Below are 21474 nucleotides of genomic sequence, written 5' to 3'. Positions count from 1 at the left end.
TCAGTTCGCTGATTCGGGCACGATGATTCCCGTCTTCATACACCAGTCGCGCAAGGGTTTCAGCGCTTCGTGCATGAGAGCGACTTCGAGATAGGCGAAAGTGCGCGGCATATGCTTCATATAGCCGGGTTTGCCGTCGCGCTGCATCAGCCGCACCCAGATGCCGACGAGCTTGCAGTTGCGCTGCGCCGACATCAGATGCCAGTCGCGAAGGAACAGGGCCTCGTCGAACGAACCGGCAGCGCGGCGGTCGCCGAGATAGGCATCCATCATGCGGCTTGCCAGTGCCGGTTCGATCGTCACCCGAGCGTCCTGCACCAGTGACGCCACGTCATAGGCCGTCGGGCCAATCATCGCATCCTGGAAGTCGATCAGGCCGACACGCTGGAGACCCTCGTGCTCGGGACGCCAGATGATGTTCGGCGAGTGAAAGTCGCGCAGGAGCAGGTTCTTCTCCGACGTCGCGATGAGGTCGATGAGGTCGTCCCAGATCGCCGCGTATTCCTGCTTTTCCTGTTCCGTCGCCGGCTCGCCGCGTTTCCACGGCAGGTACCAGTCGGTGAGCAGCCGGGTCTCTATCTTCATCGCCCTCCGGTCGAAATCAGGGATATGGTGCTCTACGCCGCCGGAGAGCGCGATGTCACGCCTTGCCGGGGTGGCGTGAAGTCGGGCGAGCAAGCGCGCGCTTTCGACGTAGCGTGCCTCGATCGGCTTCCCGGCCTCGTCGAGTACTCCTTCGGAGCCGAGGTCCTCGATCAGCAGAATTCCCTGGTCGAGATCGCGTGCGTAGATCACAGGTGCTGCAAAGCCCCGTTCTCTGAGGAGCTCGTCGATGGCGACGAAGGGGATCACATCTTCGGCGATATGCGCGAGTTGCTGGTAGTACCTGCCATCCTGGAGGATCGGACCGGGCTTATGCCGCGCGGCATCCATCAGGATCCGGCTCGGAAGGCCGTCTCGGCCGTCGACCCGTTCGTATGCTCGCACCGAGGCATCGCCGCTCAGGTGACGTCGGCGCGCGTCCGCAAATCCGTTACCTGCGAGGAAATCGCGGATCGCCAGCGAGCGGGTAATGCGCTGCAGGGCATCTTCGGGGCCGGCGATGCTGGCGGTTCGTCCGGCCGCCTCATGGGTGATCTGCAGCACGATCCTGTCGGAAGGCAACGCCCCGTCGGCCCTCTCCGGCCATTCGACCAGGCAGACGCCCAGAGACAGCGCCTCGTCGAAGCCCAGCTCATCGAGTTCGCTGGCATCTGCCAGCCGATAGAGATCGAAATGCGCCACGGGAATGCGCAGGTCGTAGCTCTGCACCAGCGTAAATGTCGGGCTCGGGACTTCCAGCCCGTCGTCATCGGCGACGGCGCGCAGGAAGGCGCGTGCCAAGGTCGACTTTCCGGCCCCAAGATCACCCGAGAGAGCCAGGCAGTCGCCGACTTTCAGCGCCAGAGCCAGGTCTTCGCCAAGCTGGATCGTGGCTGCCTCGTCCTTCAGGAAGCGTTCGATCGGCTTCATTATTCCGCCGCGACGATCTTCGGGACCTCTGCCGAAGGGATACGGCAGCTGACCTCGGTGCCTTCGCCCTCACGGCTGCGGATCGACACGGTGCCGTGGTGAAGGCTGACGAAGCTCTCGACGATCGACAGGCCAAGGCCGGCGCCGCCGCGCTGACCGTGGCTTTCGAAGCGGTTGAACACCGTATCGAGCACGTCCTGGGGAATGCCCGGTCCGCTGTCCGAAACGGAAAAGACGAAGTCTCCACCGTCGCGCCGGCACGAAAGCTCGATGACACTACCGTCAGGAGCAAAGTTGGCGGCGTTGGTGAGCAGCTTGACGAAAATCTGCTTCAGCCGCTGCTGGTCGGCGACCATGCGTCCGAGGTTGTCGGGTGCCGCAACGCGCAGTGTGACGCCGCCCTCGACCAGTCGGTCAGCCATCTGATGGGCGATGTCGTCGAGGAAGTCGGTAAGATTGATTTCCGACATGTCGAGCTCGACGATGCCGGCGTCGACGGTCGCAAGATCGAGAATGTCGTTGACGATGGTCAAAAGCAGCGACGAGGACGTGGCGATGTGATCGACATATTCCGCCTGCCGATCGTTGAGGTCACCAAAGGCAGGCGTCTTCAGCAAATCGGCAAAACCGATGATGTTGGTAAGCGGCGAGCGCAGCTCGTAGGACACGTGATGAACGAAGTCGTTCTTCAGCGCATCCGCCTTGCGCAGCGCATCGTTCTTCTCGGTCAGTGCCCGTTCGACCCGCACGCTGTCGGTGATGTTGACGAAGGTCAGCATCGTCTGGGCGTTTGGCAGCGGAATGACGGCGTAGTCGAGGATCAGCCCGGTTCGAAGTTCAAGAATGCCTCGACTCGAGGGCCGTTCGTCGTCGAAACTGGTGATGATATGGGAGAACCGCTTCCAGCCGTCCGGCTGGTCGTAGGACATGAGGCAGGCCTGCTCGATCGCGCGGATATGCGTGCCTGGCTTCGCCTCGGTCTCGTTGATGCCCCAGGTCGCGCGAAAGGCCGGGTTGGAAAGCCGGATGCGGCCATCGGGACCGAACACCGCAACGCCTTCGGCCAGATGGTCGATCGTTTCGCCCTGGACCTGGACCAGCGTGTTGTAGCGGGTTTCCAGATCGACCTTCTCGGTTAGGTTCTCGAATACCCACGTGACGCCGCCTTGCGGCCGTGCCGTTGCGAATACCCGTAGCGTCTGGCCGTTCGGCAGGTGCCAGAGGTCGGATTGCGTATCGAGCGCCTGGTAGACGGAGAGCGCGTTCGCCTTCCACTGTTTCCAGTTGAGCTGTTCGGGCAGCTGTCCGCCCGAGCGCAGACGGTCGAGCACTTCGCCATTGTCCGGCTTGCGCTCGAGGAAGCCCATGTCCAGGTTCCAGAGGCGCTGGAAGGCCTGGTTGTAGAATTGCAGGCGCTGATTGCCGTCGAAGATTGCGACCGGCGTTGCGAGATGGTCAAGCGTTTCCGCGTGGCTCTTGAGCGTGCGATTGAGTTCTTCCCGCACAGCCTCGACGCCGGAGACGTCGATGGCAATGCCGGTCGTTCCGGCCGGGCTGCGTGCGTCGACGACGTCGAAGAATGTGCGGTTGCCCTTGACCACGGTCGACAGCTTGTCTCGGAATGGCGTGTCGAAGGTCGAGACGGCGCGTATTTTTTCGCGTGCCACGGTCGCCAGCAGTTCACGGCCCTCGGCGATGGCTGCAGCGACGTTGGGGGCTTCCACGGCGTCGGCATAGGCCTCGTTGACCCAGCTCAGCGCTCCATCGGTGCCGCGCTGCCAGACCGGCAGGTCGATCGCGTCGAGCAGGGTGCGGAAGGACGTCAGCGAGTTGTTGAGGCGATCGCGTTCGAGCTTCAGTTCAGCCAGTTCAGCCCGCATGTTGTTAAGCGCGATGAAGCGCACAAAAGCGCGTCCGCCGGAAACGCGGCCTTGTGCCTCCAGGACTTCGTTGCGCGTCGTTTCGAGCACCAGATCGAAGCTGCGTGCCTGCGTGCGCAAGGCGTCGATCGCCTTTTCGAGCTCGCTGGCGGAATTCGCCTTAATCCAGCGCCCAAAGGCCAGGAACTCGCGATCGTCTGCAGGCGCGCCGGTTTCTGCCGGCAACTGGCCGAGCAACTCGGCCCGCTCGGCAAGCCCATCCCAGATGACGATGCGGCGGTTCTTGTCGGCAATGAGCGCCTGGAAGCGCGAGAGGCGCTGATTGGCGTCCGAAAGGTCGGATCGCAGCTCGCGGTTTTCAGCCTCGATATTGCCGCGCTGGCGGATCAGCCAGATTGCCGAGATCATCGCCGCGGAAATGACGCCGATGAGGACGGAGAAGGTGATGACCTCCGACGAACCGAAGATATTCGCCTTCTGCGCCGAGACCTGGGCGACCGCATCGGTCGCAGCGAAAAGCGCCGTGCAAGAAATCAGGCGGCGGAGATATACCGGACCTTTGCGGCGACCGCCCGATGAGGTTTGTTGTGCTGTTGTCATGGCGCTGCCGTCCCCGTCTGCCCGAAGGGTGCTGCCGGCCCTGTAGTGCCATGCGCAGTTCCGGCGATACCCGGTTGAAGGGTTCGCGTCAGTTCTGATTGCATCCCCGGTCTGTCTCCGTCTGTTTGCCGCTTGCCGACAAGACATCCCACTCGCAATGCCCGAAGGTCCGCACCGGCATCACGAATCAATGGGTTAGAGCATACTTCGTTGACGAATCGCCGGGAAGGGAGCTGCCCAAAAAAGAGGCCGCGCTCTCTTGTCAAGAACGCGGCCACAACATGTTGTGGATTGCCCGGGTAACGATTAGTACCGGTAGTGTTCCGGCTTGAACGGACCCTGCTGGCCGACGCCGATATAGTCGGCCTGTTCGCGCGACAGCTCGGAGAGCTTCGCGCCCAGCTTGTTCAGGTGCAGGCGGGCAACCTTCTCGTCGAGCGCCTTCGGCAGAACGTAGACTTCGTTCTTGTAGTTCTCACCCTTGGTGAAAAGCTCGATCTGAGCCAGCACCTGGTTGGAGAACGAAGCGGACATCACGAAGGACGGGTGACCGGTGGCGTTGCCGAGGTTGAGCAGGCGACCTTCCGACAGAAGGATCATGCGGTTGCCCTTCGGGAACTCGATCATGTCGACCTGCGGCTTGATGTTCGTCCACTTCAGGTTACGCAGCGCGGAGACCTGAATTTCGTTGTCGAAGTGGCCGATGTTGCCGACGATCGCCATGTCCTTCATCTCGCGCATGTGGTCCATGCGGATGACGTCCTTGTTGCCGGTCGTGGTGATGAAGATGTCGGCAGACGAAACAACATCTTCGAGCTGGACGACTTCGAAACCGTCCATGGCTGCCTGCAGGGCGCAGATCGGGTCGACTTCCGTGACCTTTACGCGGGCGCCAGCGCCGCTGAGCGAAGCAGCCGAGCCCTTGCCGACGTCGCCGTAGCCGCAGACAACGGCAACCTTGCCGGCCATCATCACGTCGGTGCCGCGGCGGATGCCGTCAACCAGCGATTCCTTGCAGCCGTACTTGTTGTCGAACTTCGACTTGGTGACGGAATCGTTGACGTTGATTGCCGGGAAGGGCAGCAGGCCCTTGGCCTGGAGCTGGTACAGACGGTTGACGCCTGTCGTCGTTTCCTCGGTCACGCCCTTGATGGCGTCACGCTGCTTGGTGAACCAGCCCGGCGAAGCCTGGAGGCGCTTCTTGATCTGCGCGAACAGGATCTCTTCTTCTTCCGAACCCGGGTTGGAGAGAACGTCCTCGCCGGCTTCGGCGCGGGCGCCGAGCAGGATGTACATGGTCGCGTCGCCACCGTCGTCCAGGATCATGTTGGAGACGCCGCCGTCGGTCCACTGGAAGATCTTGTCGGTGTAGGTCCAGTATTCTTCAAGCGTTTCGCCCTTGACGGCGAAGACCGGGATGCCGCTGGCAGCAATTGCTGCGGCTGCGTGGTCCTGGGTCGAGAAGATGTTGCACGAGGCCCAACGGATGTCAGCGCCGAGAGCCGCGAGCGTCTCGATCAGCACGGCCGTCTGGATGGTCATGTGCAGCGAACCGGTGATCCGCGCGCCCTTCAGCGGCTTGGAGGCGCCGAACTCTTCGCGGCAGGCGATCAGGCCCGGCATCTCGGTTTCGGCGATCGTGATTTCCTTGCGTCCGAAATCGGCAAGACCGATGTCGGCGACGATGTAATCCTGAGTGGTGGTCATGAAATTCTCCAGGCTGATCTCTTCAAGCCGCTCTGGCCCTCTGGCCATCCGGCGGCACGACTATGCCTCCCGCGCATGTCATCGCGGTGAGAGTGCGATCGATCTATCAGGAATCCTGGGGCAGGGCAACCTCGATATAAAGAAGTCTTTATATCTTTATATTGTCGGTCACATTTCTTCGCCGAACTTGTCGCGCACAAGCGCGTCGAGCGCATTCAGCGCTTCTTCGGCCTGCGCACCGCTGGCGGTGACGCAAACGCTTGAGCCGGTGCTGGCGGCCAGCATCATCAGGCCCATGATCGAGGTGCCCCCGACGGTGCTGCCGTCCTTCGACACCGTGATTTCGGCATCGTAGGCCTCGACCGTTTGTACGAACTTCGCCGAAGCGCGGGCGTGGAGGCCGCGTTTGTTGACGATGAGGAGCTCGCGCGTCAGCAACATGTCGGTGCGATGGTCCATCATTTTCCACTCAGGACGCGGCTGGCGACGTTGATGTATTTGCGTCCCGCCTCGGAAGCCTCCAGCAGGGCCTTGTCCATGTCGCTTTCGCCACGCACGCCGGCCAGCTTGATCAGCATCGGCAGGTTGACGCCGGCGATGACTTCGACCGTGCCGCTGCGCATGACCGAGATGGCAAGATTGGAAGGCGTGCCGCCGAACATATCGGTGAGAATGATGACACCGTGGCCCTCGTCGACATTGGTCACGGCGTCGAGGATATCCTGCCGACGCTGATCCATGTCGTCCTCGGGGCCGATGCAAACGGTCTCGATAGCTTTTTGCGGACCGACAACATGCTCGAGCGCGTGCCGGAATTCCTCAGCCAGCTTGCCATGGGTGACAAGCACAAGTCCGATCATGGGTATCTTTTCTCCGACTGCACGCGCAATTCACTGATGGTCAGATATCGCAATGCAGCAATTTCGTCCACCTGTTGGGGCGGCCATCTTGGCAAGGAAAAGGCGAAGTGCAAGCCAAAAATGCCGAAAAACCAGCCCAGTTGCCTGCAACTATAGCTAAAATCCTAATTTTTCGGGTAGCAGCACACGCAGAACAGCAAGCACGTGTACGCCGTTTTCAATGGGGACGCGAACAATTGGCAGGCTGCCACCGCCGGGTAGGGGAAGTTCCTCGTTTTCCGGCGGCATGCGCGGATCGAATGGCGCGTTGACGGGCAGGATTGCCCAATCCATTACCGCTGCATGCACCGTCTCGAGCCTGGCAATGCCGGCGCCGCGGATCTCTATCAGGCCTTCGATCGACGCGGGGCAACGGGCGATTATTCGGCCCTGCTCCATTGACAGGTCGACACGATCGTCGGCGACCAGTGCCGCAAAGTGTCCCATCTGCTGTGCCGCCGAAATACAGGCGAGCGCCAGCCGCGATTTGCCGATGCCGGAAGGTCCGGTTACCAGAAAGCCGGTCGTGCCGAGAACCATTGCCGTGCCGTGAATGTTGTGCCGCGGCGTCACGCGTGCGGCTCGGCGGGCAGGGAAAGCACGAAGCGGGCGCCGACGATCCGCCGATCCGGACCCATGATGTTCTCGGCCTTCAGCGTGCCGCCGTGCGCTTCGGCAATCTGCCGGGAGATGGACAGGCCAAGACCGGAGTTCTGGCCGAAGTCTTCGCCTTCCGGCCTGTCGGTATAGAAGCGTTCGAAGATCCGGTCGATGTCTTCTGCCTGGATGCCGGGACCATTGTCCTCGATATAGACGAGGCAGCGCGACCGGGAGCGCGTCAGGCGCACGACGATGCGGCCGCCCTGTTCGGGTACGAAGGAGCGGGCGTTTTCGATCAGATTGGTGATGATCTGGCCGATGCGCAGTTCGTAGCCGTTGATGGCGAAGCGCGCCTTGGGGCTGTCCTTGCGGTCGATGACGAAATCGAGCAGCACCGGCTTCTTCTTGCTGCGGATCTGGCGCGAGATATCGACGAGGTCGCCCAGCAGTTTTTCGAGGTCGATCACCTTGGCGTCGCTACGCGCAAGCTCGGCGTCAAGACGCGAGGCGTCGGAGATATCGCTGATCAGGCGGTCGAGGCGACGAACGTCATGCTGGATGACGTCCATCAGCCGCTTCTTCGATTCGTCGGTGCGGGCGAGCGGAAGCGTTTCGACTGCGCTGCGCAGCGACGTCAGCGGATTCTTCAACTCATGGCTGACGTCGGCGGCGAAATTCTCGATCGCCGCGATTCTGTCGTAGAGTGCGGTCGTCATCTCGCGCAACGCGACGGAGAGATTGCCGATCTCGTCCTGGCGCGACGAGAAATCAGGAATTTCCTCGCGCTCCTTGGCACCGCCGCGACGCACCCGGATGGCGGCGGCCGAAAGGCGCCGCAACGGATTGGCGATCGTCGACGACAAGAGCAGCGACAGAATGACGTTGACGAGGGCGGCTACCCCGAACACGCGGATGATGGCGAGGCGTTCGGCATGCACGATCTTGTCGATATCGCCGGCCTGGGTGGACAAGAGCAGCACGCCGAGAACGGCGCGGGACCGCTGCACTGGCACGGCGACCGAGACGATGAGCTCGCCCTTTTCGGTCACGCGGCGCACCGCACCACGCACGCCGGTCAGCGCGTTCATCACTTCCGGATAGATCGATCCGTTGCCGCCCGGCGGCTCCTTGTAGAGCGGCAGGTCGCCCGACTGCAGCAGGCGGTTGATCCAGCTTCCGAACTTTTCCTCGATACCGGTGGCTTCGGGATCGACGGGCGGCAGGTCGAAGCGCAGCACCTGGCCGCCGCTATAAAGGTGGCGCGAATCGAGCAGCAGATCCGCATCGGCGTCGAACAGGCGCGCGCGGGTGCGGGTCGGCGAGATCAGCCGCCTGAGCACCGGAGCCACCCGTTCCTGGATGATGGGGAAATCGAGGTCTTCGTCGCTCGGCAGCGGCGTGATGCTCTGGCCGGCCTGCAGCTCCAGCAGTTTTTCAGGATCGATGGTGATCGAATTGGTGTCGACGGAGGCGGAAGCCGAAATGGCGCCGGCGATGATTTCGCCCTGGGTCAGCAGGCTTTCGACGCGGGCGTCGATCAGCCCTTCGCGAAACTGGTTGAGATACATGATCCCGCCGACCAGAACCACGAGCGCAACGAGATTGAAGAAGACGATCCGTCGCGTCAGGCTCGAAAAGACGGCGTTGCCGAACAGGCGGCGAATCAGCGTGAACGAATAGGCCCAGCGCCGGCCTTTCGCCGATGTCCGTCCGTCAAGTTCATCGACATCGCCTTGCAAGACTTCCACCAAGTCTTTCCGCTCCCGCAGCGGGAGTATCCCCGCCGTATCTTCTGATTGCGACCAGGCGTCACCCGGATGTCGGGTTTCGCAGATCCGCGGATGTTCTTTCTGGTCTTCGGTCTCGTGGATCCGATGCCACCGGCCAAGCCAAGAGGCGGGTCAAAGCCTGCCGCCATCGCGTCGGTTCTGAATGCTCCACAAACGACGCGATGGCAAGTGCTGAGACCCCGCGTCGCTTCAGGCCATCTCGCGGAAGCGGTAGCCGACGCCGTAAAGCGTCTCGATCATGTCGAAGTCATTGTCGACCATCTTGAACTTCTTGCGCAGCCGTTTGATGTGGCTGTCGATGGTGCGGTCGTCGACATAGACCTGCTCGTCATAGGCGGCGTCCATCAGCGCGTCGCGGCTCTTCACCACGCCCGGGCGCTGGGCGAGGGAGTGAAGAATGAGAAACTCGGTCACCGTAAGCGTGACCGGCTCGTTCTTCCAGGTGCAGGTGTGGCGCTCCTGGTCCATGGCCAGCTGCCCACGCTCGAGCGAGCGCGAGGGCGTGTCGGAAGTCTTGGGTGTTCCGGCGGTGCCGCCGGCTGCAGCCGCTTCGCGGTTGGCCGCCCGGCGCAGGATCGCCTTGACGCGCTCGACCAGCAGGCGCTGGGAGAACGGCTTGGTGATGAAATCGTCCGCACCCATCTTCAGGCCGAAGAGCTCGTCGATTTCCTCGTCCTTGGAGGTCAGGAAGATCACCGGCAAATCCGACTTCTGACGCAGGCGCCGCAACAGCTCCATGCCGTCCATGCGCGGCATCTTGATGTCGAAGATCGCAAGCTGCGGCGGTCGGGCCAACAGGCCTTCGAGCGCCGAGGCGCCGTCGGTATAGGTCTCGACCTTGTAGCCTTCAGCTTCAAGCGCGATGGATACGGACGTCAGGATATTCCGGTCATCATCGACAAGCGCGATGGTCTGCATCGTGTTCAACTCCGTCATTTGAGGCCGATCGCCGGTTTCGTCTCCGAATCTGCGGCAACCGCGAGTCACGGGTGCGTTACTTGAGTATAAAGGTGGAACAAATTGTGGCGAAGCCCAAAATGCGCTCAAGCGTACACTCCGTCGCCCAGAGGCAGATATGGCGCAGGGAACTCGGATTCAACCGATTAAAAAAACGATAATTTTCTTTAAATCGATTAATATACTGAAATCATTATTCTTTTTTTGACGTCGCCTTGTTTTTGAGCGAGCATGCAAGTATGTTCCGGCCAGATTTAACGCCAATGGCCAAACACGAAGGAAGCTTGACCATGGAGCAACTCGGCACTCGCAATGCAGCGAACGGCTTGGAAAAACTCGGCTTTACGGATCTCGATGTGGTCCGCTACAACCTCGAAGCCCCAGAGCTTTATGAAGAAGCCATTCGCCGCGGCGAGGCTCAGCTGACGGCGCACGGCGCGATCGTTGCGCGCACCGGTCAGCACACCGGCCGCTCCCCGAAGGACAAGTTCGTCGTTCGTGATGCGTCCACCGACGATCAGATCTGGTGGGACAACAACAAGCCGCTGTCGCCGGAGCATTTCGCCGTGCTGCGCCAGGATATGCTTGATCATGCCAAGGGCATGTCGCTCTATGTCCAGGATCTCGTTGGCGGCGCCGACAAGGACAATGCCCTGCCGACCCGCGTCGTCACGGAATTTGCCTGGCATTCGCTGTTCATTCGCAACCTGCTGATCCGTCCGGAGCGTGGTGCGCTGGCTTCCTTCCTGCCGAAGCTGACGATCATCGACCTGCCGAGCTTCAAGGCTGATCCCGAGCGGCACGGCTGCCGCACGGAAACGGTCATTGCCTGCGATCTGACCAACGGTCTCATTCTCATCGGCGGTACGTCCTATGCCGGCGAGATGAAGAAGTCGGTATTTACCGTTCTGAACTACCTGCTGCCGAAGAAGGGCGTCATGCCGATGCACTGCTCGGCCAATGTCGGCCCTGAAGGCGATACCGCCATCTTCTTCGGCCTGTCGGGCACCGGCAAGACCACGCTTTCGGCCGATCCGACCCGCACGCTGATCGGTGACGATGAGCATGGCTGGGGAGAGCAGGGCGTCTTCAATTTCGAAGGCGGTTGCTATGCCAAGGCCATCCGTCTCTCCGAAGCGGCCGAGCCGGAAATCTTCGCGACGACCCGCCGCTTCGGCACCGTCATGGAGAACGTCGTTCTCGACGAACGCCGGGTTCCCGATTTCGACGACGGTTCGCTGACCGAAAACACCCGCTGCGCCTATCCGCTCGATTTCATCCCGAATGCCAGCGAAACCGGTACCGCGCCGCAGCCGCGCACGATCATCATGCTGACCGCCGATGCCTTCGGCGTGATGCCGCCGATCGCCAAGCTGACGCCGGAACAGGCGATGTATCACTTCCTGTCTGGCTACACCGCCAAGGTCGCCGGCACCGAGAAGGGCGTCACCGAGCCGGAAGCAACGTTCTCGACCTGCTTCGGCGCGCCGTTCATGCCGCGTCACCCGTCGGAATACGGCAACCTGCTGAAGGATCTGATCGCCAACAACGGCGTCACCTGCTGGCTGGTCAACACCGGCTGGACCGGCGGTGCCTATGGCGCCGGCAGCCGCATGCCGATCAAGGTGACCCGCGCCCTGCTCGCGGCAGCCCTCGACGGTTCGCTGAACGCTAGCGAACTGCGCACTGACGCGAACTTCGGCTTCGCCGTGCCGGTTTCGGTACCGGGCGTCGACGACGGCATTCTTGATCCGCGCTCGACCTGGGCTGATGGTAACGCCTATGACGCTCAGGCCCGTCGCCTCGTCGATATGTTCGTCGCCAACTTCGCCAAGTTCGAAGACCATGTCGATGGCAGCGTCCGCGATGCAGCTCCCGGCACGAAGATTGCCGCCGAATAAGCATTGCTGGCTATGATTCACGTGAAACCCGGCCTCAATGGCCGGGTTTCACTTTTTGTGGTTGCTTGTTTTCAAGCGGTTCGCTCTGTGCGCTGCAGCGCACGCGTCAAATGTGACGCGCAAAGGACGCTGTAAGGCTCGAGATCTGCTGCATAATTTTCTCCGTAAATCGATTCCGGTTTTAGGAATTATGCAGTAGAAAGCGCCAGGAGCGATCATGGCCAGCGACCCTTTATACATCAACGAACAGATCGTTATCGCCGGGTGGGAACTCAGCGAGCAATTCGTGCTGGCTGGCGGGCCGGGTGGACAGAACGTCAACAAGGTGTCGACGGCCGTTCAGTTGTTCTTCAATGTCCAGGCCTCGCCCGCGCTCACCGATCGCATCAAGGCCAACACCCTGAAGCTCGCCGGTCGCCGCGCCTCGAAAGACGGCGTGTTGATGATCGAGGCCAGTCGCTTTCGCAGCCAGGAGCGCAACCGCGAGGATGCCCGTGAACGGCTGAAGGAGATGATCCTGAAGGCCGCGGAGCCGCCGCCGCCACCGCGCAGGAAGACCAAGCCGACACGCGGCTCGATCGAGCGCCGACTGAAGGAAAAAACCGGTCGCGGCGAGACCAAGAAGTTGCGCGGCCGCCCGACTGGCGAGTGACTTGCGGTTGCGGATTCTTTTCGGCTGTCCCTTGTCTTTTGTCGCCAAGCGCCCTCTCTTATCGCGCAGGAACTTTTGCAGAAGGAGAAATCCATGGGCCTTTTCAGTTTTATCAAGAACGCCGGCAAGAAGTTGGGCATTGGCGGTGACGACGATGCGCCTGATGCCGACAGCGTCCAGAAGGAACTCGCTTCGCACGATCTCGGCACCAAGGACGTCCAGGTCGAAGTCGTCAACGACAAGGTGGTGCTGAAGGGTGTCGTCAAGGATCAGACGGCGTTCGAGAAGGCGGTCGTCGCCGTCGGCAACACGCTCGGCGTGTCTTCGGTCGAAGCGTCTGAGCTGAAGGTGGCGGATGCCGGTGCAGCGCCCGCGCCCGCCAAGGCCCCCGTCTTCTATACCGTCAAGAAGGGCGACAACCTCTGGAAGATCGCCGAGGCGCAGTACGGCAAGGGCAAGGGCGCCAAGCACACGGTCATCTTCGAGGCAAACAAACCGATGCTGACCCATCCCGACAAAATTTACCCCGGTCAGGTGCTGCGCATTCCGGATCTGGATGCCGCGTGACAGCCTTGTCGATGCGTGCATTTTCGAGCGTCGTTCTGGTGGTCGCAAGTCTTGGACTTGCCTCCGCCGGCACCGCGCAATCGCTGCGTGAGCCGGCTAAGGGTAGTTCGGAGCGTGCAGCGATCCTTGATGCCTTGCGGCCTGCCGTCGAGGCGGAGATGCGCGGTTCGGTTGAATTCGTCGTCACGACGATGCGAGCGGCGCCGAACTGGGCCTTCGTCCAGGTCGAGCCGCAACGTCCGGGCGGCGGCAGCATCGATCTCGCGCAGACCGGGTTTCGCGACGAGGCCGACATGATGGATGGCTTGACGGTGTTCGCGCTCGTCAGCTTCCAGGGCGGTCGATGGAATCTGGTGGATCACGTCGTTGGTCCGACGGATGTCGCCTATGCCGGCTGGTCTGAGCGCTACGGCGTCCCGGCAAAACTGCTCGGGCTTGAGGAGTGAGGGCAACCTCATGCAGGTTCTCCCGAAAGGAATAAAACACATCCCTGGCTTTCTCGACCGGGCCCGTCAGGAGCAGATCGTTGAAGCGATCAGGGGCGTGGTGCACGAAGCGCCGCTGTTCGTGCCGGCGATGCCGAAGACCGGTAAGCCGATGTCGGTGCGCATGACCAATTGCGGCCCGCTCGGCTGGGTGACCGACCGCGAGAAGGGCTACCGTTATCAGCCGCAGCATCCGGGGACGGGCAGGCCGTGGCCGCCGATGCCGGATGTTCTCCTTGAAATCTGGAATGCGGTTTCGGCCAGCGACAAACGGCCGGAAGCATGCCTGGTGAATTTCTATTCCGACGAGGCCCGCATGGGTCTGCACCAAGACAGGGACGAGCGCGATCTGGAAACATCAGTCGTCTCGATTTCCCTTGGCGATAGCTGCCTGTTTCGGGTCGGCGGCAGAGAGCGCGGCAGCCAGACCATATCCTTCAGGCTCGAAAGCGGCGATATCGTCGTGCTCGGCGGCGAGGGGCGTCTGGCCTTCCACGGCGTCGACCGGATCTATCCGAACACATCGACGCTGCTCAAGAACGGTGGCCGACTCAATCTGACGCTGCGCCGGGTGAACCCCTAAGGCATGTCGCGTCAAAATAGAGCGGCAGCCTTCGCGTCACGCCCACATTTTCCGCGAAGCCATCGCTGCGTATTCTCGGGTCGCACGCATGTTGCACGCTCAAAGCTTGCGCAGCGCCACCTTCTCGGTGAGGTGGTTGGGGCCTTTCTGCAGGATGAGGTCGGCGCGCGGCCGCGTCGGCAGAATGTTCTGGTGCAGGTTCTTCAGGTTGATGTTGTGCCAAAGTCCTTCGGCGATCGCGCGCGCCGCATCCTCGCTGATGGTCGCATAGCGGTGGAAGTAGGATTCCGGATTCTTGAAGGCCGTTTCCCTGAGGCGCATGAAGCGGCTGACATACCAGCTGTGGATCAGGCTCTCCTCGGCGTCGATGTAGATCGAGAAGTCGAAGAAGTCCGAGACCATCGGCACGATCTTGCCGTCGGCGGGCAGGTTGCGCGATTGCAGGACGTTGATGCCTTCGAAGATCAGAATGTCGGGCCGGTCGATGACCGTGTACTGGTCCGGCAGCACGTCATAGGTCATGTGCGAATAGCTCGGTGCCTTGACATTGGGCTGGCCGGCCTTGATCGCCGAGAGGAACCGCAGCAGCGCGCCGAGGTCGTAGCTTTCCGGGAAGCCCTTGCGATCCATCATGTTTTCGCGCTGCAGGACGGCGTTCGGATAGAGGAAGCCGTCCGTCGTCACCAGATCGACCTTCGGGCTCGACGGCCAGCGCGACAGGAGCTGGGCAAGGATACGTGCGGCCGTCGACTTGCCGACGGCGACCGATCCGGCAATGCCGATGACGAAGGGCGTCTTCGTCTCGCCGGACATGCTGAGGAAGCGCTTGCGCTGCTCGAACAAAAGCTGGGACGATTCCACATGCGCGGACAGAAGCCGCGACAGCGACAGGTAAATCTGCCTGACCTCGCCGAGGTCCACCGGGTCGTTCAGCGAGCGCAGACGCTGCACTTCGTCTGCCGTCAACGTCAGGGGCGTGTCCGCGCGAAAGCGGGACCACTCTTCGGCAGAAAACAGATGATAGGGCGAATAGTCCCGGTTCTGGAGATTGTCCGGGAGATCGACCGTTTCGATGTCTTGCGCAGCTAGGGTCATGGATCCTGCCGATTAGCCTTTTCCTGCAGACCGGATTGGCTTGTCCGCCGTGCAAGTTCGTCGAGCACATCCTGCAACGGAATGTCTGCAATTTTCAATACGACCATGAGATGATAGAGCAGATCGGCGCTCTCATCGACGAGATTCTGGCGGTCGTTGCGGATCGCTGCGATCACGGTTTCGACCGCTTCCTCGCCCAGCTTCTTGGCCGCTTTCTGCTGGCCGCTTGCGACCAGTTTCGCCGTCCAGGATTCGTCCGGTGACGCTTTGGCGCGCGCGGCGACGATGGTCTCGAGGTCGGAAAGGGAGAAATCACTCATGAACGAAACCCTGAAACTCAATCGAGACGCATGGCGATGCCATGTTCGGCCATATAGCGCTTGGTTTCGCCAATGCTATAGGTGCCGAAGTGGAAGATCGAAGCGGCCAGAACCGCCGTCGCATGGCCGTCGCGGATGCCGGCAACCATATGGTCGAGCGTGCCGACGCCTCCGGACGCAATGACCGGCGCACGCACCGCATCGGCAACCGCCCGGGTGAGCGCGATATCGTAGCCGCTCTTCGTTCCGTCACGATCCATCGAGGTCAAAAGGATTTCGCCGGCACCGAGATCGACGACGCGCCGGGCAAAGTCCACCGCATCGATGCCCGTCGTCTGGCGGCCGCCATGGGTGAAGATTTCCCAGCGGTTCTCTTCGCCGTCCTTCGAGACTTTCTTGGCGTCGATCGCAACGACGATGCACTGGTTGCCGAACTTGTCGGCGGCTTCGGCGACGAACTCCGGGTTCTTCACCGCCGCCGTGTTGATCGACACCTTGTCGGCGCCTGCCAAAAGCAGCTTGCGGATATCGGCCACCTGACGCACGCCACCGCCGACGGTCAGTGGCATGAAACACTGCTCGGCCGTGCGCGCCACCACATCGAAGATGGTTTCGCGGTTGTCCGACGAGGCGGTGATGTCGAGGAAGCAGAGCTCGTCCGCTCCGGCCGCATCATAGGCGCGGGCTGCCTCCACCGGGTCGCCGGCATCGATCAGGTCGACGAAGTTGACCCCTTTGACGACCCGACCGTCCTTGACGTCGAGGCAGGGGATAACGCGGGCTTTGAGGGTCATCGGCTCATGCCTTTCTCGTGGCGCGGATCAGCGCCAGGGCTTCCTGCGGGTCGATGCGGCCATCATAGAGCGCACGGCCGGAGATCGCGCCTTCAAGTTTTGCCGCATCCGGGGCGATCATTCGCCGGATATCATCCATCGAAGCGAGACCGCCCGAAGCGATCACCGGGATCGAAACCGCATCGGCAAGCTCCAGCGTCGAAGGCCAGTTGATGCCCGTGAGAATGCCGTCGCGATCGATGTCGGTGTAGATGATCGCCGATACGCCGGCACCCTCGAATTTCTTCGCAAGCTCGATGACGCCGAGTTCCGACGCCTCGGCCCAGCCCTCGACCGCAACCTTGCCGCCCTTAGCGTCGATGCCGACGGCGACCTTGCCCGGGAATTTTCGGCAGGCTTCGATCACCAGTGCCGGGTCGCGCACCGCGACGGTGCCGAGGATGACGCGGGCAAGCCCGCGCGACAGCCAGTTGTCGATATGGTCAAGCGTACGGATGCCGCCGCCGAGTTGGACCGGGTTCTTGGTCGACTTGAGGATCGCGTCGACGGCAGCACCATTAACGGTCTCGCCGGCAAAGGCACCGTTGAGGTCGACCACATGCAACCACTCGAAACCCTGCTCCTCGAAGGCGCGCGCCTGGGCGCCCGGATCCGGGTTGTAGACCGTTGCCTGCTCCATGTCGCCGAGCTTCAGGCGCACGCATTGCCCGTCTTTCAGGTCGATAGCGGGAAAAAGGATCATGTATCTATCCGATCAGAGGTCGCCGGAGCCTTCAGGGCTTCCAACGCAGGAAATTCGAGATGAGGGCAAGGCCAAGCGCCTGGCTCTTTTCCGGATGGAACTGCGAGCCGGCCTTGTTGCCATTGGCGACGAAGGCGGTGACGGCGCCGCCGTAATCCGCCTCGGCCACAACATCGCCGGCATTTTCCGCGGCCAGATGGTAGGAGTGCACGAAATAGGCGTGCAGGCCGTCGTCGCCGGTGCGGATGCCGTCAAACAGCGGGTGCGTGCGGGCAAGCCGCAGCGTGTTCCAGCCGATCTGTGGGATTTTCAGCGACGGATCCGCCGGCCTCATTTCTACGACGTCGCCGGGGATCCAGCCGAAGCCGTGGGTCGTGGTCTTTTCCAGGCCGCGCGACGACATCAGCTGCATGCCGACGCAGATGCCGAGAAACGGGCGACCGGCCTCTTCGACGACCTCGGTCAGTGCCTGCTCCATGCCGTCGACGGCCGTAAGGCCGCGACGGCAATCGGCATAGGCGCCCACGCCCGGCAGGACGATGCGGTCGGCGGTCGCCACCCGCTCGGGCCTGTCCGTCAGGTCGATCTCTGCGTCGATGCCGGCTTCCCGCGCTGCCCGTTCGAAAGCCTTCGTTGCCGAGCGCAGATTGCCCGATCCATAGTCGATAATGGCGACGCGCATCAGCGTTCTCCGTAGGATTCAAAAAGCCCAAGACCCGGGCCGGTGTTTGCCGGCGCCTGTCTCGGCCAGTCGACAGATGGCCGCTCCGCTGCCTTTCGGTCGGCCGGGGCCACGTTTGCGAAGTAGATTTCCTCGGCGGTCTCAAGATCGCGCGCCGGCACGATCGAGCGCACCGTCCAGTTGCGGGCGATCAGGCGGCGGGCGATGAAAACAGGGCCTTCCAGCGAGACCATGAGGCCGAGCGCCAGATGCAACAGCAGCGCTGCCAGGAGGCCGCCACCGATCACCGACAGAGAGATTAACAAAATCTGCAGAACAGCAACTGCGATTCCGAAGAGCCACATGCGCTTGGCGAAAAGCCAGAGCGCCGGAAACAGAAAGGCGCCCCACGAGAAGCCGTCGGCGACGAAACGCGCTCGGTCATCGTCGGCGCGGGCGCCCGGCGGGGTCAGGATCATGTAAGAGGCCATGGTCATCAGCCAGATAATGACCGCTCAGGCAAGCGTACCCTTGGTCGAGGGAACGCGTCCGGCCTGGCGCGGGTCGATTTCGGTTGCCGTGCGAAGCACGCGGGCGACGGACTTGAAGCAGGTCTCGGCGATATGATGGTTGTTGGCGCCGTAGATATTTTGGATATGCAGCGTGATCCCGGCATTCTGGGCGAGCGCCTGGAAGAATTCGCGCACCAGTTCGGTGTCGAACGTGCCGATCTTCGGTGAGGTAAAGGCGACGTTCCAGACAAGGAACGGCCGGCCGGACACATCCACCGCCGCGCGCGTCATCGTCTCGTCCATGGCAAGGTCGAGCGAGGCGTAGCGGGTAATGCCGCGCCGGTCGCCAAGCGCCTTGGCAATGGCCTGGCCGATGGCAATGCCAGTGTCTTCGACAGTGTGGTGATCGTCGACATGGAGGTCGCCATCGGTTTTGATGTCCATGTCGATCAGCGAATGTCGGGAAAGCTGGTCCAGCATGTGGTCGAAGAAGCCGACTCCGGTCGCAATCTTCGACGTTCCGGTTCCATCGATATTGACGGATACGGACACGGCCGTTTCATTCGTCTTTCGCGAAACTTGGCCGGTGCGGCTGGACGTGGCTTCTGCCATCAGGCTCTCCTGTATGCGCTGGAGCCGCTCCTTATCAGGGGAGGCGGAAAATATCCAGAACCGCGGCTGAGATTCGAACGATTCGGGCAGGCGCCCGATTTACGGTCAACTGCGTGGCTCACCGGGATTTGCAATCGCGTAAGGCGCACTTACATAGGCTCCAAGCAACCAGGCTCGTTCGAGCCCCCAACGCCCCTGGTTCTGGGGCCGACAGGTATCTTCAATGAGTGAACACAATCCCTACGGAACGATGCATGCGACCACCATCATCACGGTGCGCAAGGACGGCAAGGTGGTGATGGCCGGCGACGGCCAGGTCAGCCTTGGCCAGACGGTGATGAAGAGCAATGCCCGCAAGGTACGGCGTCTCGCCAAGGGCGACGTTATCGCCGGCTTTGCCGGGGCGACGGCCGATGCCTTCACGCTTCTGGAGCGGCTCGAAGCCAAGCTGGAGCAATATCCCGACCAGTTGATGCGCGCGGCAGTGGAACTCGCCAAGGATTGGCGCACCAACAAGTATTTGCGCAATCTCGAAGCGATGATGCTGGTCGCCGACAAGTCGATCACGCTGGCGATTACCGGCAATGGCGACGTGCTGGAGCCGGAACATGGAACGATCGCCATCGGCTCGGGCGGCAACTATGCCTTTGCCGCGGCCCGCGCCCTGATGGACAGCGACAAGTCGGCCGAAGAAATCGCCCGCCGGGCGCTCGAGATCGCAGGCGACATCTGCGTCTATACCAACCACAATATCGTGGTGGAGACGCTGGATGGCAACTGACCAGGTTCATGTCAGCTTCGAACGGGTGGCCGATGACCACCTGCCGATGCTGCATGCCTGGTTGAGCGAGCCGCATGTGCGGCAATGGTGGGGTGATCCGGACAAGGAAGTCGTGTTGATCCGCGACGGCTGCGCCACGGGCGAAGTGGATGGCTTCATCTTCCATGTAGCCGGCGAGCCCGCCGGCTACATCCAGTCCTGGACACCGTCCGAATATGACGAAGAGCCGTGGGCGAAGGATCTGCCCGGCGATGTCCCCGGCGTCGATATCTTCATCGGCCCGCCGGAGATGACCGGAAAAGGCGTGGCGTCGCTGGCCTTGAGGGCCTTTGCGCAGACGCTTTTTGCCGCCGGCGCACCACGGATCGTGATCGACCCCGATGCGGGCAACAGAAGGGCCGTGAGGGCCTATGCGAAAGCTGGCTTCGTGCCCTTTGGCGAATGGATAGATGCGTCCGGCCGCACACTCCTGATGGAGCTGACGCGGACCGAGTTTGAGAGGAATACATGAGTACTTTTTCACCTAGGGAAATCGTGTCGGAACTCGACCGGTTCATCATCGGCCAGAACGACGCCAAGCGCGCGGTGGCGATTGCGCTGCGCAACCGCTGGCGGCGCCAGCAGCTCGGCGACGAGTTGCGTGACGAGGTCATGCCGAAGAATATTCTGATGATCGGGCCGACCGGTGTCGGCAAGACGGAAATCTCCCGCCGTCTGGCAAAGCTTGCCGGTGCACCCTTCGTCAAGGTCGAGGCGACCAAGTTCACCGAAGTCGGCTATGTCGGCCGCGATGTCGAACAGATCATCCGCGACCTCGTCGAGGTCGGCATCGGTCTCGTGCGCGAAAAGCGCCGGGCGGAGGTCAAGGCAAGGGCGCACCAGAATGCCGAGGAGCGGGTGCTTGACGCGCTGGTCGGCGCCACGGCCTCGCCGGCAACGCGCGATTCCTTCCGCAAGAAGCTGCGCGCCAACGAACTGGACGACAAGGAGATCGAGGTCGATATCGCCGAGACCGGCGCGCCGGGCGGCTTCGAAATTCCGGGCATGCCGGGCGCCAATATCGGTGTACTCAACCTGTCGGAAATGTTCGGCAAGGCGATGGGCGCACGCACCAAGAAGGTCAAGACGACGGTCAAGGCTTCCTATGAGGTGCTCGTCAACGACGAGTCCGACAAGCTGCTCGACAACGAGCAGATCCAGCGCGAGGCGATGAGGGCGGTCGAGGACGACGGCATCGTCTTCCTCGACGAGATCGACAAGATCGCATCGCGTGAAGGCGGCATGGGTGCCGGCGTATCGCGCGAAGGCGTTCAGCGCGATCTGCTGCCGCTGGTGGAAGGCACGACGGTTGCGACCAAGTATGGACCGGTAAAGACCGATCACATTCTCTTCATCGCCTCGGGCGCCTTCCATGTGTCGAAGCCTTCCGATCTTCTGCCCGAACTGCAGGGCCGCCTGCCGATCCGCGTCGAGCTGCGTGCCCTGACCAAGGAAGACTTCCGCCGCATCCTGACGGAGACCGAGGCGAGCCTCATCCGTCAGTACAAGGCTCTGCTTGAGACGGAAGAAGTGAAACTCGACTTCACCGACGATGCCATCGATGCGCTTGCCGACGTGGCAGTCCAGCTCAACTCGAGCGTCGAGAACATCGGCGCCCGCCGGCTGCAGACGGTGATGGAGCGCGTGCTGGATGAAATCTCGTTCAATGCGCCGGATAGCGCTGGCCAGGCTATCACGATCGATGCCGAATATGTGCGCAAGCACGTCGGCGATCTCGCCGCCAACACCGACCTGTCGCGTTACATCCTGTGACGCACGCGTTGC

General features: G+C 61.9%; 23 protein-coding genes. 8 read left to right on the top strand and 15 right to left on the bottom strand.

Features of this window, described 5'->3' with window-relative positions; translation table 11 throughout:
• From tsaE to chvI, 8 genes are all read right to left on the bottom strand, one after another.
• On the bottom strand, nucleotides 1–1512 hold the full coding sequence (tsaE, locus tag C6558_RS29615) for a tRNA (adenosine(37)-N6)-threonylcarbamoyltransferase complex ATPase subunit type 1 TsaE (protein WP_025425339.1): 1512 nt from the start codon (nucleotides 1510–1512) through the stop codon (nucleotides 1–3).
• Nucleotides 1512–3992 (bottom strand): PAS domain-containing sensor histidine kinase, encoded by a 2481-nt coding sequence (locus tag C6558_RS29610; RefSeq protein ID WP_025425340.1) that lies wholly within the window; start codon nucleotides 3990–3992, stop codon nucleotides 1512–1514. The genes tsaE and C6558_RS29610 overlap by 1 nt, the downstream gene beginning before the upstream one ends.
• A gap of 306 nt (nucleotides 3993–4298) precedes the next feature.
• Nucleotides 4299–5699: an adenosylhomocysteinase gene (gene ahcY, locus C6558_RS29605; protein WP_025425341.1), complete on the bottom strand. Its 1401-nt coding sequence runs from the start codon at nucleotides 5697–5699 to the stop codon at nucleotides 4299–4301.
• A gap of 168 nt (nucleotides 5700–5867) precedes the next feature.
• Entirely contained in the window at nucleotides 5868–6161 is a 294-nt protein-coding gene (locus C6558_RS29600; RefSeq protein WP_025425342.1) for an HPr family phosphocarrier protein, read from the bottom strand.
• Complete coding sequence (locus tag C6558_RS29595; protein WP_025425343.1) at nucleotides 6158–6559, bottom strand: PTS sugar transporter subunit IIA; 402 nt, start codon at nucleotides 6557–6559, stop codon at nucleotides 6158–6160. The genes C6558_RS29600 and C6558_RS29595 overlap by 4 nt, the downstream gene beginning before the upstream one ends.
• A 156-nt stretch (nucleotides 6560–6715) precedes the next feature.
• Nucleotides 6716–7138, bottom strand: a complete 423-nt coding sequence (locus C6558_RS29590) for an HPr kinase/phosphorylase (RefSeq protein ID WP_051509138.1) — start codon at nucleotides 7136–7138, stop codon at nucleotides 6716–6718.
• A gap of 29 nt (nucleotides 7139–7167) precedes the next feature.
• Nucleotides 7168–8949, bottom strand: coding sequence for a sensor histidine kinase (locus tag C6558_RS29585; RefSeq protein ID WP_025425345.1), 1782 nt, complete (start codon nucleotides 8947–8949; stop codon nucleotides 7168–7170).
• Nucleotides 8950–9177: 228 nt separating this feature from the next.
• Entirely contained in the window at nucleotides 9178–9906 is a 729-nt protein-coding gene (gene chvI, locus C6558_RS29580; RefSeq protein ID WP_025425346.1) for a two-component system response regulator ChvI, read from the bottom strand.
• Between the two features lie 329 nt (nucleotides 9907–10235).
• Here chvI and C6558_RS29575 point away from each other — a divergent pair, with 329 nt between their 5' ends.
• The 5 genes from C6558_RS29575 to C6558_RS29555 all read left to right on the top strand — a co-directional run bounded on the left by C6558_RS29575 (nucleotide 10236) and on the right by C6558_RS29555 (nucleotide 14133).
• A complete protein-coding gene (locus tag C6558_RS29575; protein WP_025425347.1) occupies nucleotides 10236–11846 on the top strand; it encodes a phosphoenolpyruvate carboxykinase in 1611 nt (536 codons plus the stop codon).
• 217 nt (nucleotides 11847–12063) lie between these two features.
• Nucleotides 12064–12498 carry an alternative ribosome rescue aminoacyl-tRNA hydrolase ArfB gene (arfB, locus tag C6558_RS29570; RefSeq protein WP_025425348.1) on the top strand — a complete coding sequence of 145 codons (435 nt, stop codon included), beginning with the start codon at nucleotides 12064–12066 and terminating at the stop codon, nucleotides 12496–12498.
• 93 nt (nucleotides 12499–12591) lie between these two features.
• Entirely contained in the window at nucleotides 12592–13065 is a 474-nt protein-coding gene (gene lysM / locus C6558_RS29565) for a peptidoglycan-binding protein LysM (protein ID WP_025425349.1), read from the top strand.
• The gene (locus tag C6558_RS29560) at nucleotides 13062–13511 is read left to right on the top strand and encodes a hypothetical protein (protein ID WP_025425350.1); all 450 of its coding nucleotides are present in this window, start codon (nucleotides 13062–13064) and stop codon (nucleotides 13509–13511) included. The genes lysM and C6558_RS29560 overlap by 4 nt, the downstream gene beginning before the upstream one ends.
• Nucleotides 13512–13521: 10 nt before the next feature.
• A complete protein-coding gene (locus C6558_RS29555) occupies nucleotides 13522–14133 on the top strand; it encodes an alpha-ketoglutarate-dependent dioxygenase AlkB (RefSeq protein ID WP_025425351.1) in 612 nt (203 codons plus the stop codon).
• 99 nt (nucleotides 14134–14232) lie between these two features.
• On the opposite strand, the gene coaA is transcribed toward C6558_RS29555, so the two are convergent.
• Genes coaA through hisB form a run of 7 tightly spaced genes read right to left on the bottom strand, consistent with a single transcriptional unit; the run spans nucleotide 14233 to nucleotide 18869 of the window.
• Entirely contained in the window at nucleotides 14233–15228 is a 996-nt protein-coding gene (coaA, locus tag C6558_RS29550; protein ID WP_025425352.1) for a type I pantothenate kinase, read from the bottom strand.
• Nucleotides 15225–15548 (bottom strand): phosphoribosyl-ATP diphosphatase, encoded by a 324-nt coding sequence (locus C6558_RS29545; protein ID WP_025425353.1) that lies wholly within the window; start codon nucleotides 15546–15548, stop codon nucleotides 15225–15227. The genes coaA and C6558_RS29545 overlap by 4 nt, the downstream gene beginning before the upstream one ends.
• A 17-nt stretch (nucleotides 15549–15565) precedes the next feature.
• Entirely contained in the window at nucleotides 15566–16342 is a 777-nt protein-coding gene (gene hisF / locus C6558_RS29540; protein WP_025425354.1) for an imidazole glycerol phosphate synthase subunit HisF, read from the bottom strand.
• 4 nt (nucleotides 16343–16346) lie between these two features.
• On the bottom strand, nucleotides 16347–17084 hold the full coding sequence (hisA, locus tag C6558_RS29535; protein WP_025425355.1) for a 1-(5-phosphoribosyl)-5-[(5-phosphoribosylamino)methylideneamino]imidazole-4-carboxamide isomerase: 738 nt from the start codon (nucleotides 17082–17084) through the stop codon (nucleotides 16347–16349).
• A 31-nt stretch (nucleotides 17085–17115) separates the two neighbouring features.
• Entirely contained in the window at nucleotides 17116–17766 is a 651-nt protein-coding gene (gene hisH, locus C6558_RS29530; protein ID WP_025425356.1) for an imidazole glycerol phosphate synthase subunit HisH, read from the bottom strand.
• Nucleotides 17766–18236, bottom strand: coding sequence for a DUF2628 domain-containing protein (locus C6558_RS29525; protein ID WP_025425357.1), 471 nt, complete (start codon nucleotides 18234–18236; stop codon nucleotides 17766–17768). The genes hisH and C6558_RS29525 overlap by 1 nt, the downstream gene beginning before the upstream one ends.
• Before the next feature lie 24 nt (nucleotides 18237–18260).
• Entirely contained in the window at nucleotides 18261–18869 is a 609-nt protein-coding gene (gene hisB, locus C6558_RS29520; RefSeq protein ID WP_025425358.1) for an imidazoleglycerol-phosphate dehydratase HisB, read from the bottom strand.
• 223 nt (nucleotides 18870–19092) lie between these two features.
• Here hisB and hslV point away from each other — a divergent pair, with 223 nt between their 5' ends.
• The 3 genes from hslV to hslU are packed head-to-tail and all read left to right on the top strand — an operon-like array spanning nucleotide 19093 to nucleotide 21462.
• Nucleotides 19093–19650 (top strand): ATP-dependent protease subunit HslV, encoded by a 558-nt coding sequence (gene hslV / locus C6558_RS29515; protein ID WP_025425359.1) that lies wholly within the window; start codon nucleotides 19093–19095, stop codon nucleotides 19648–19650.
• Nucleotides 19640–20161, top strand: coding sequence for a GNAT family N-acetyltransferase (locus C6558_RS29510; protein WP_025425360.1), 522 nt, complete (start codon nucleotides 19640–19642; stop codon nucleotides 20159–20161). The genes hslV and C6558_RS29510 overlap by 11 nt, the downstream gene beginning before the upstream one ends.
• On the top strand, nucleotides 20158–21462 hold the full coding sequence (gene hslU / locus C6558_RS29505; RefSeq protein WP_025425361.1) for an ATP-dependent protease ATPase subunit HslU: 1305 nt from the start codon (nucleotides 20158–20160) through the stop codon (nucleotides 21460–21462). The genes C6558_RS29510 and hslU overlap by 4 nt, the downstream gene beginning before the upstream one ends.
• The last annotated feature ends 12 nt before the right edge of the window (nucleotides 21463–21474 follow it).

The sequence above is a fragment of the Ensifer sp. NM-2 genome (assembly GCF_003024455.1).
Taxonomy (GTDB): Bacteria; Pseudomonadota; Alphaproteobacteria; order Rhizobiales; family Rhizobiaceae; genus Ensifer; species Ensifer canadensis.
This window is presented reverse-complemented; position numbering and strand designations above follow the sequence as displayed.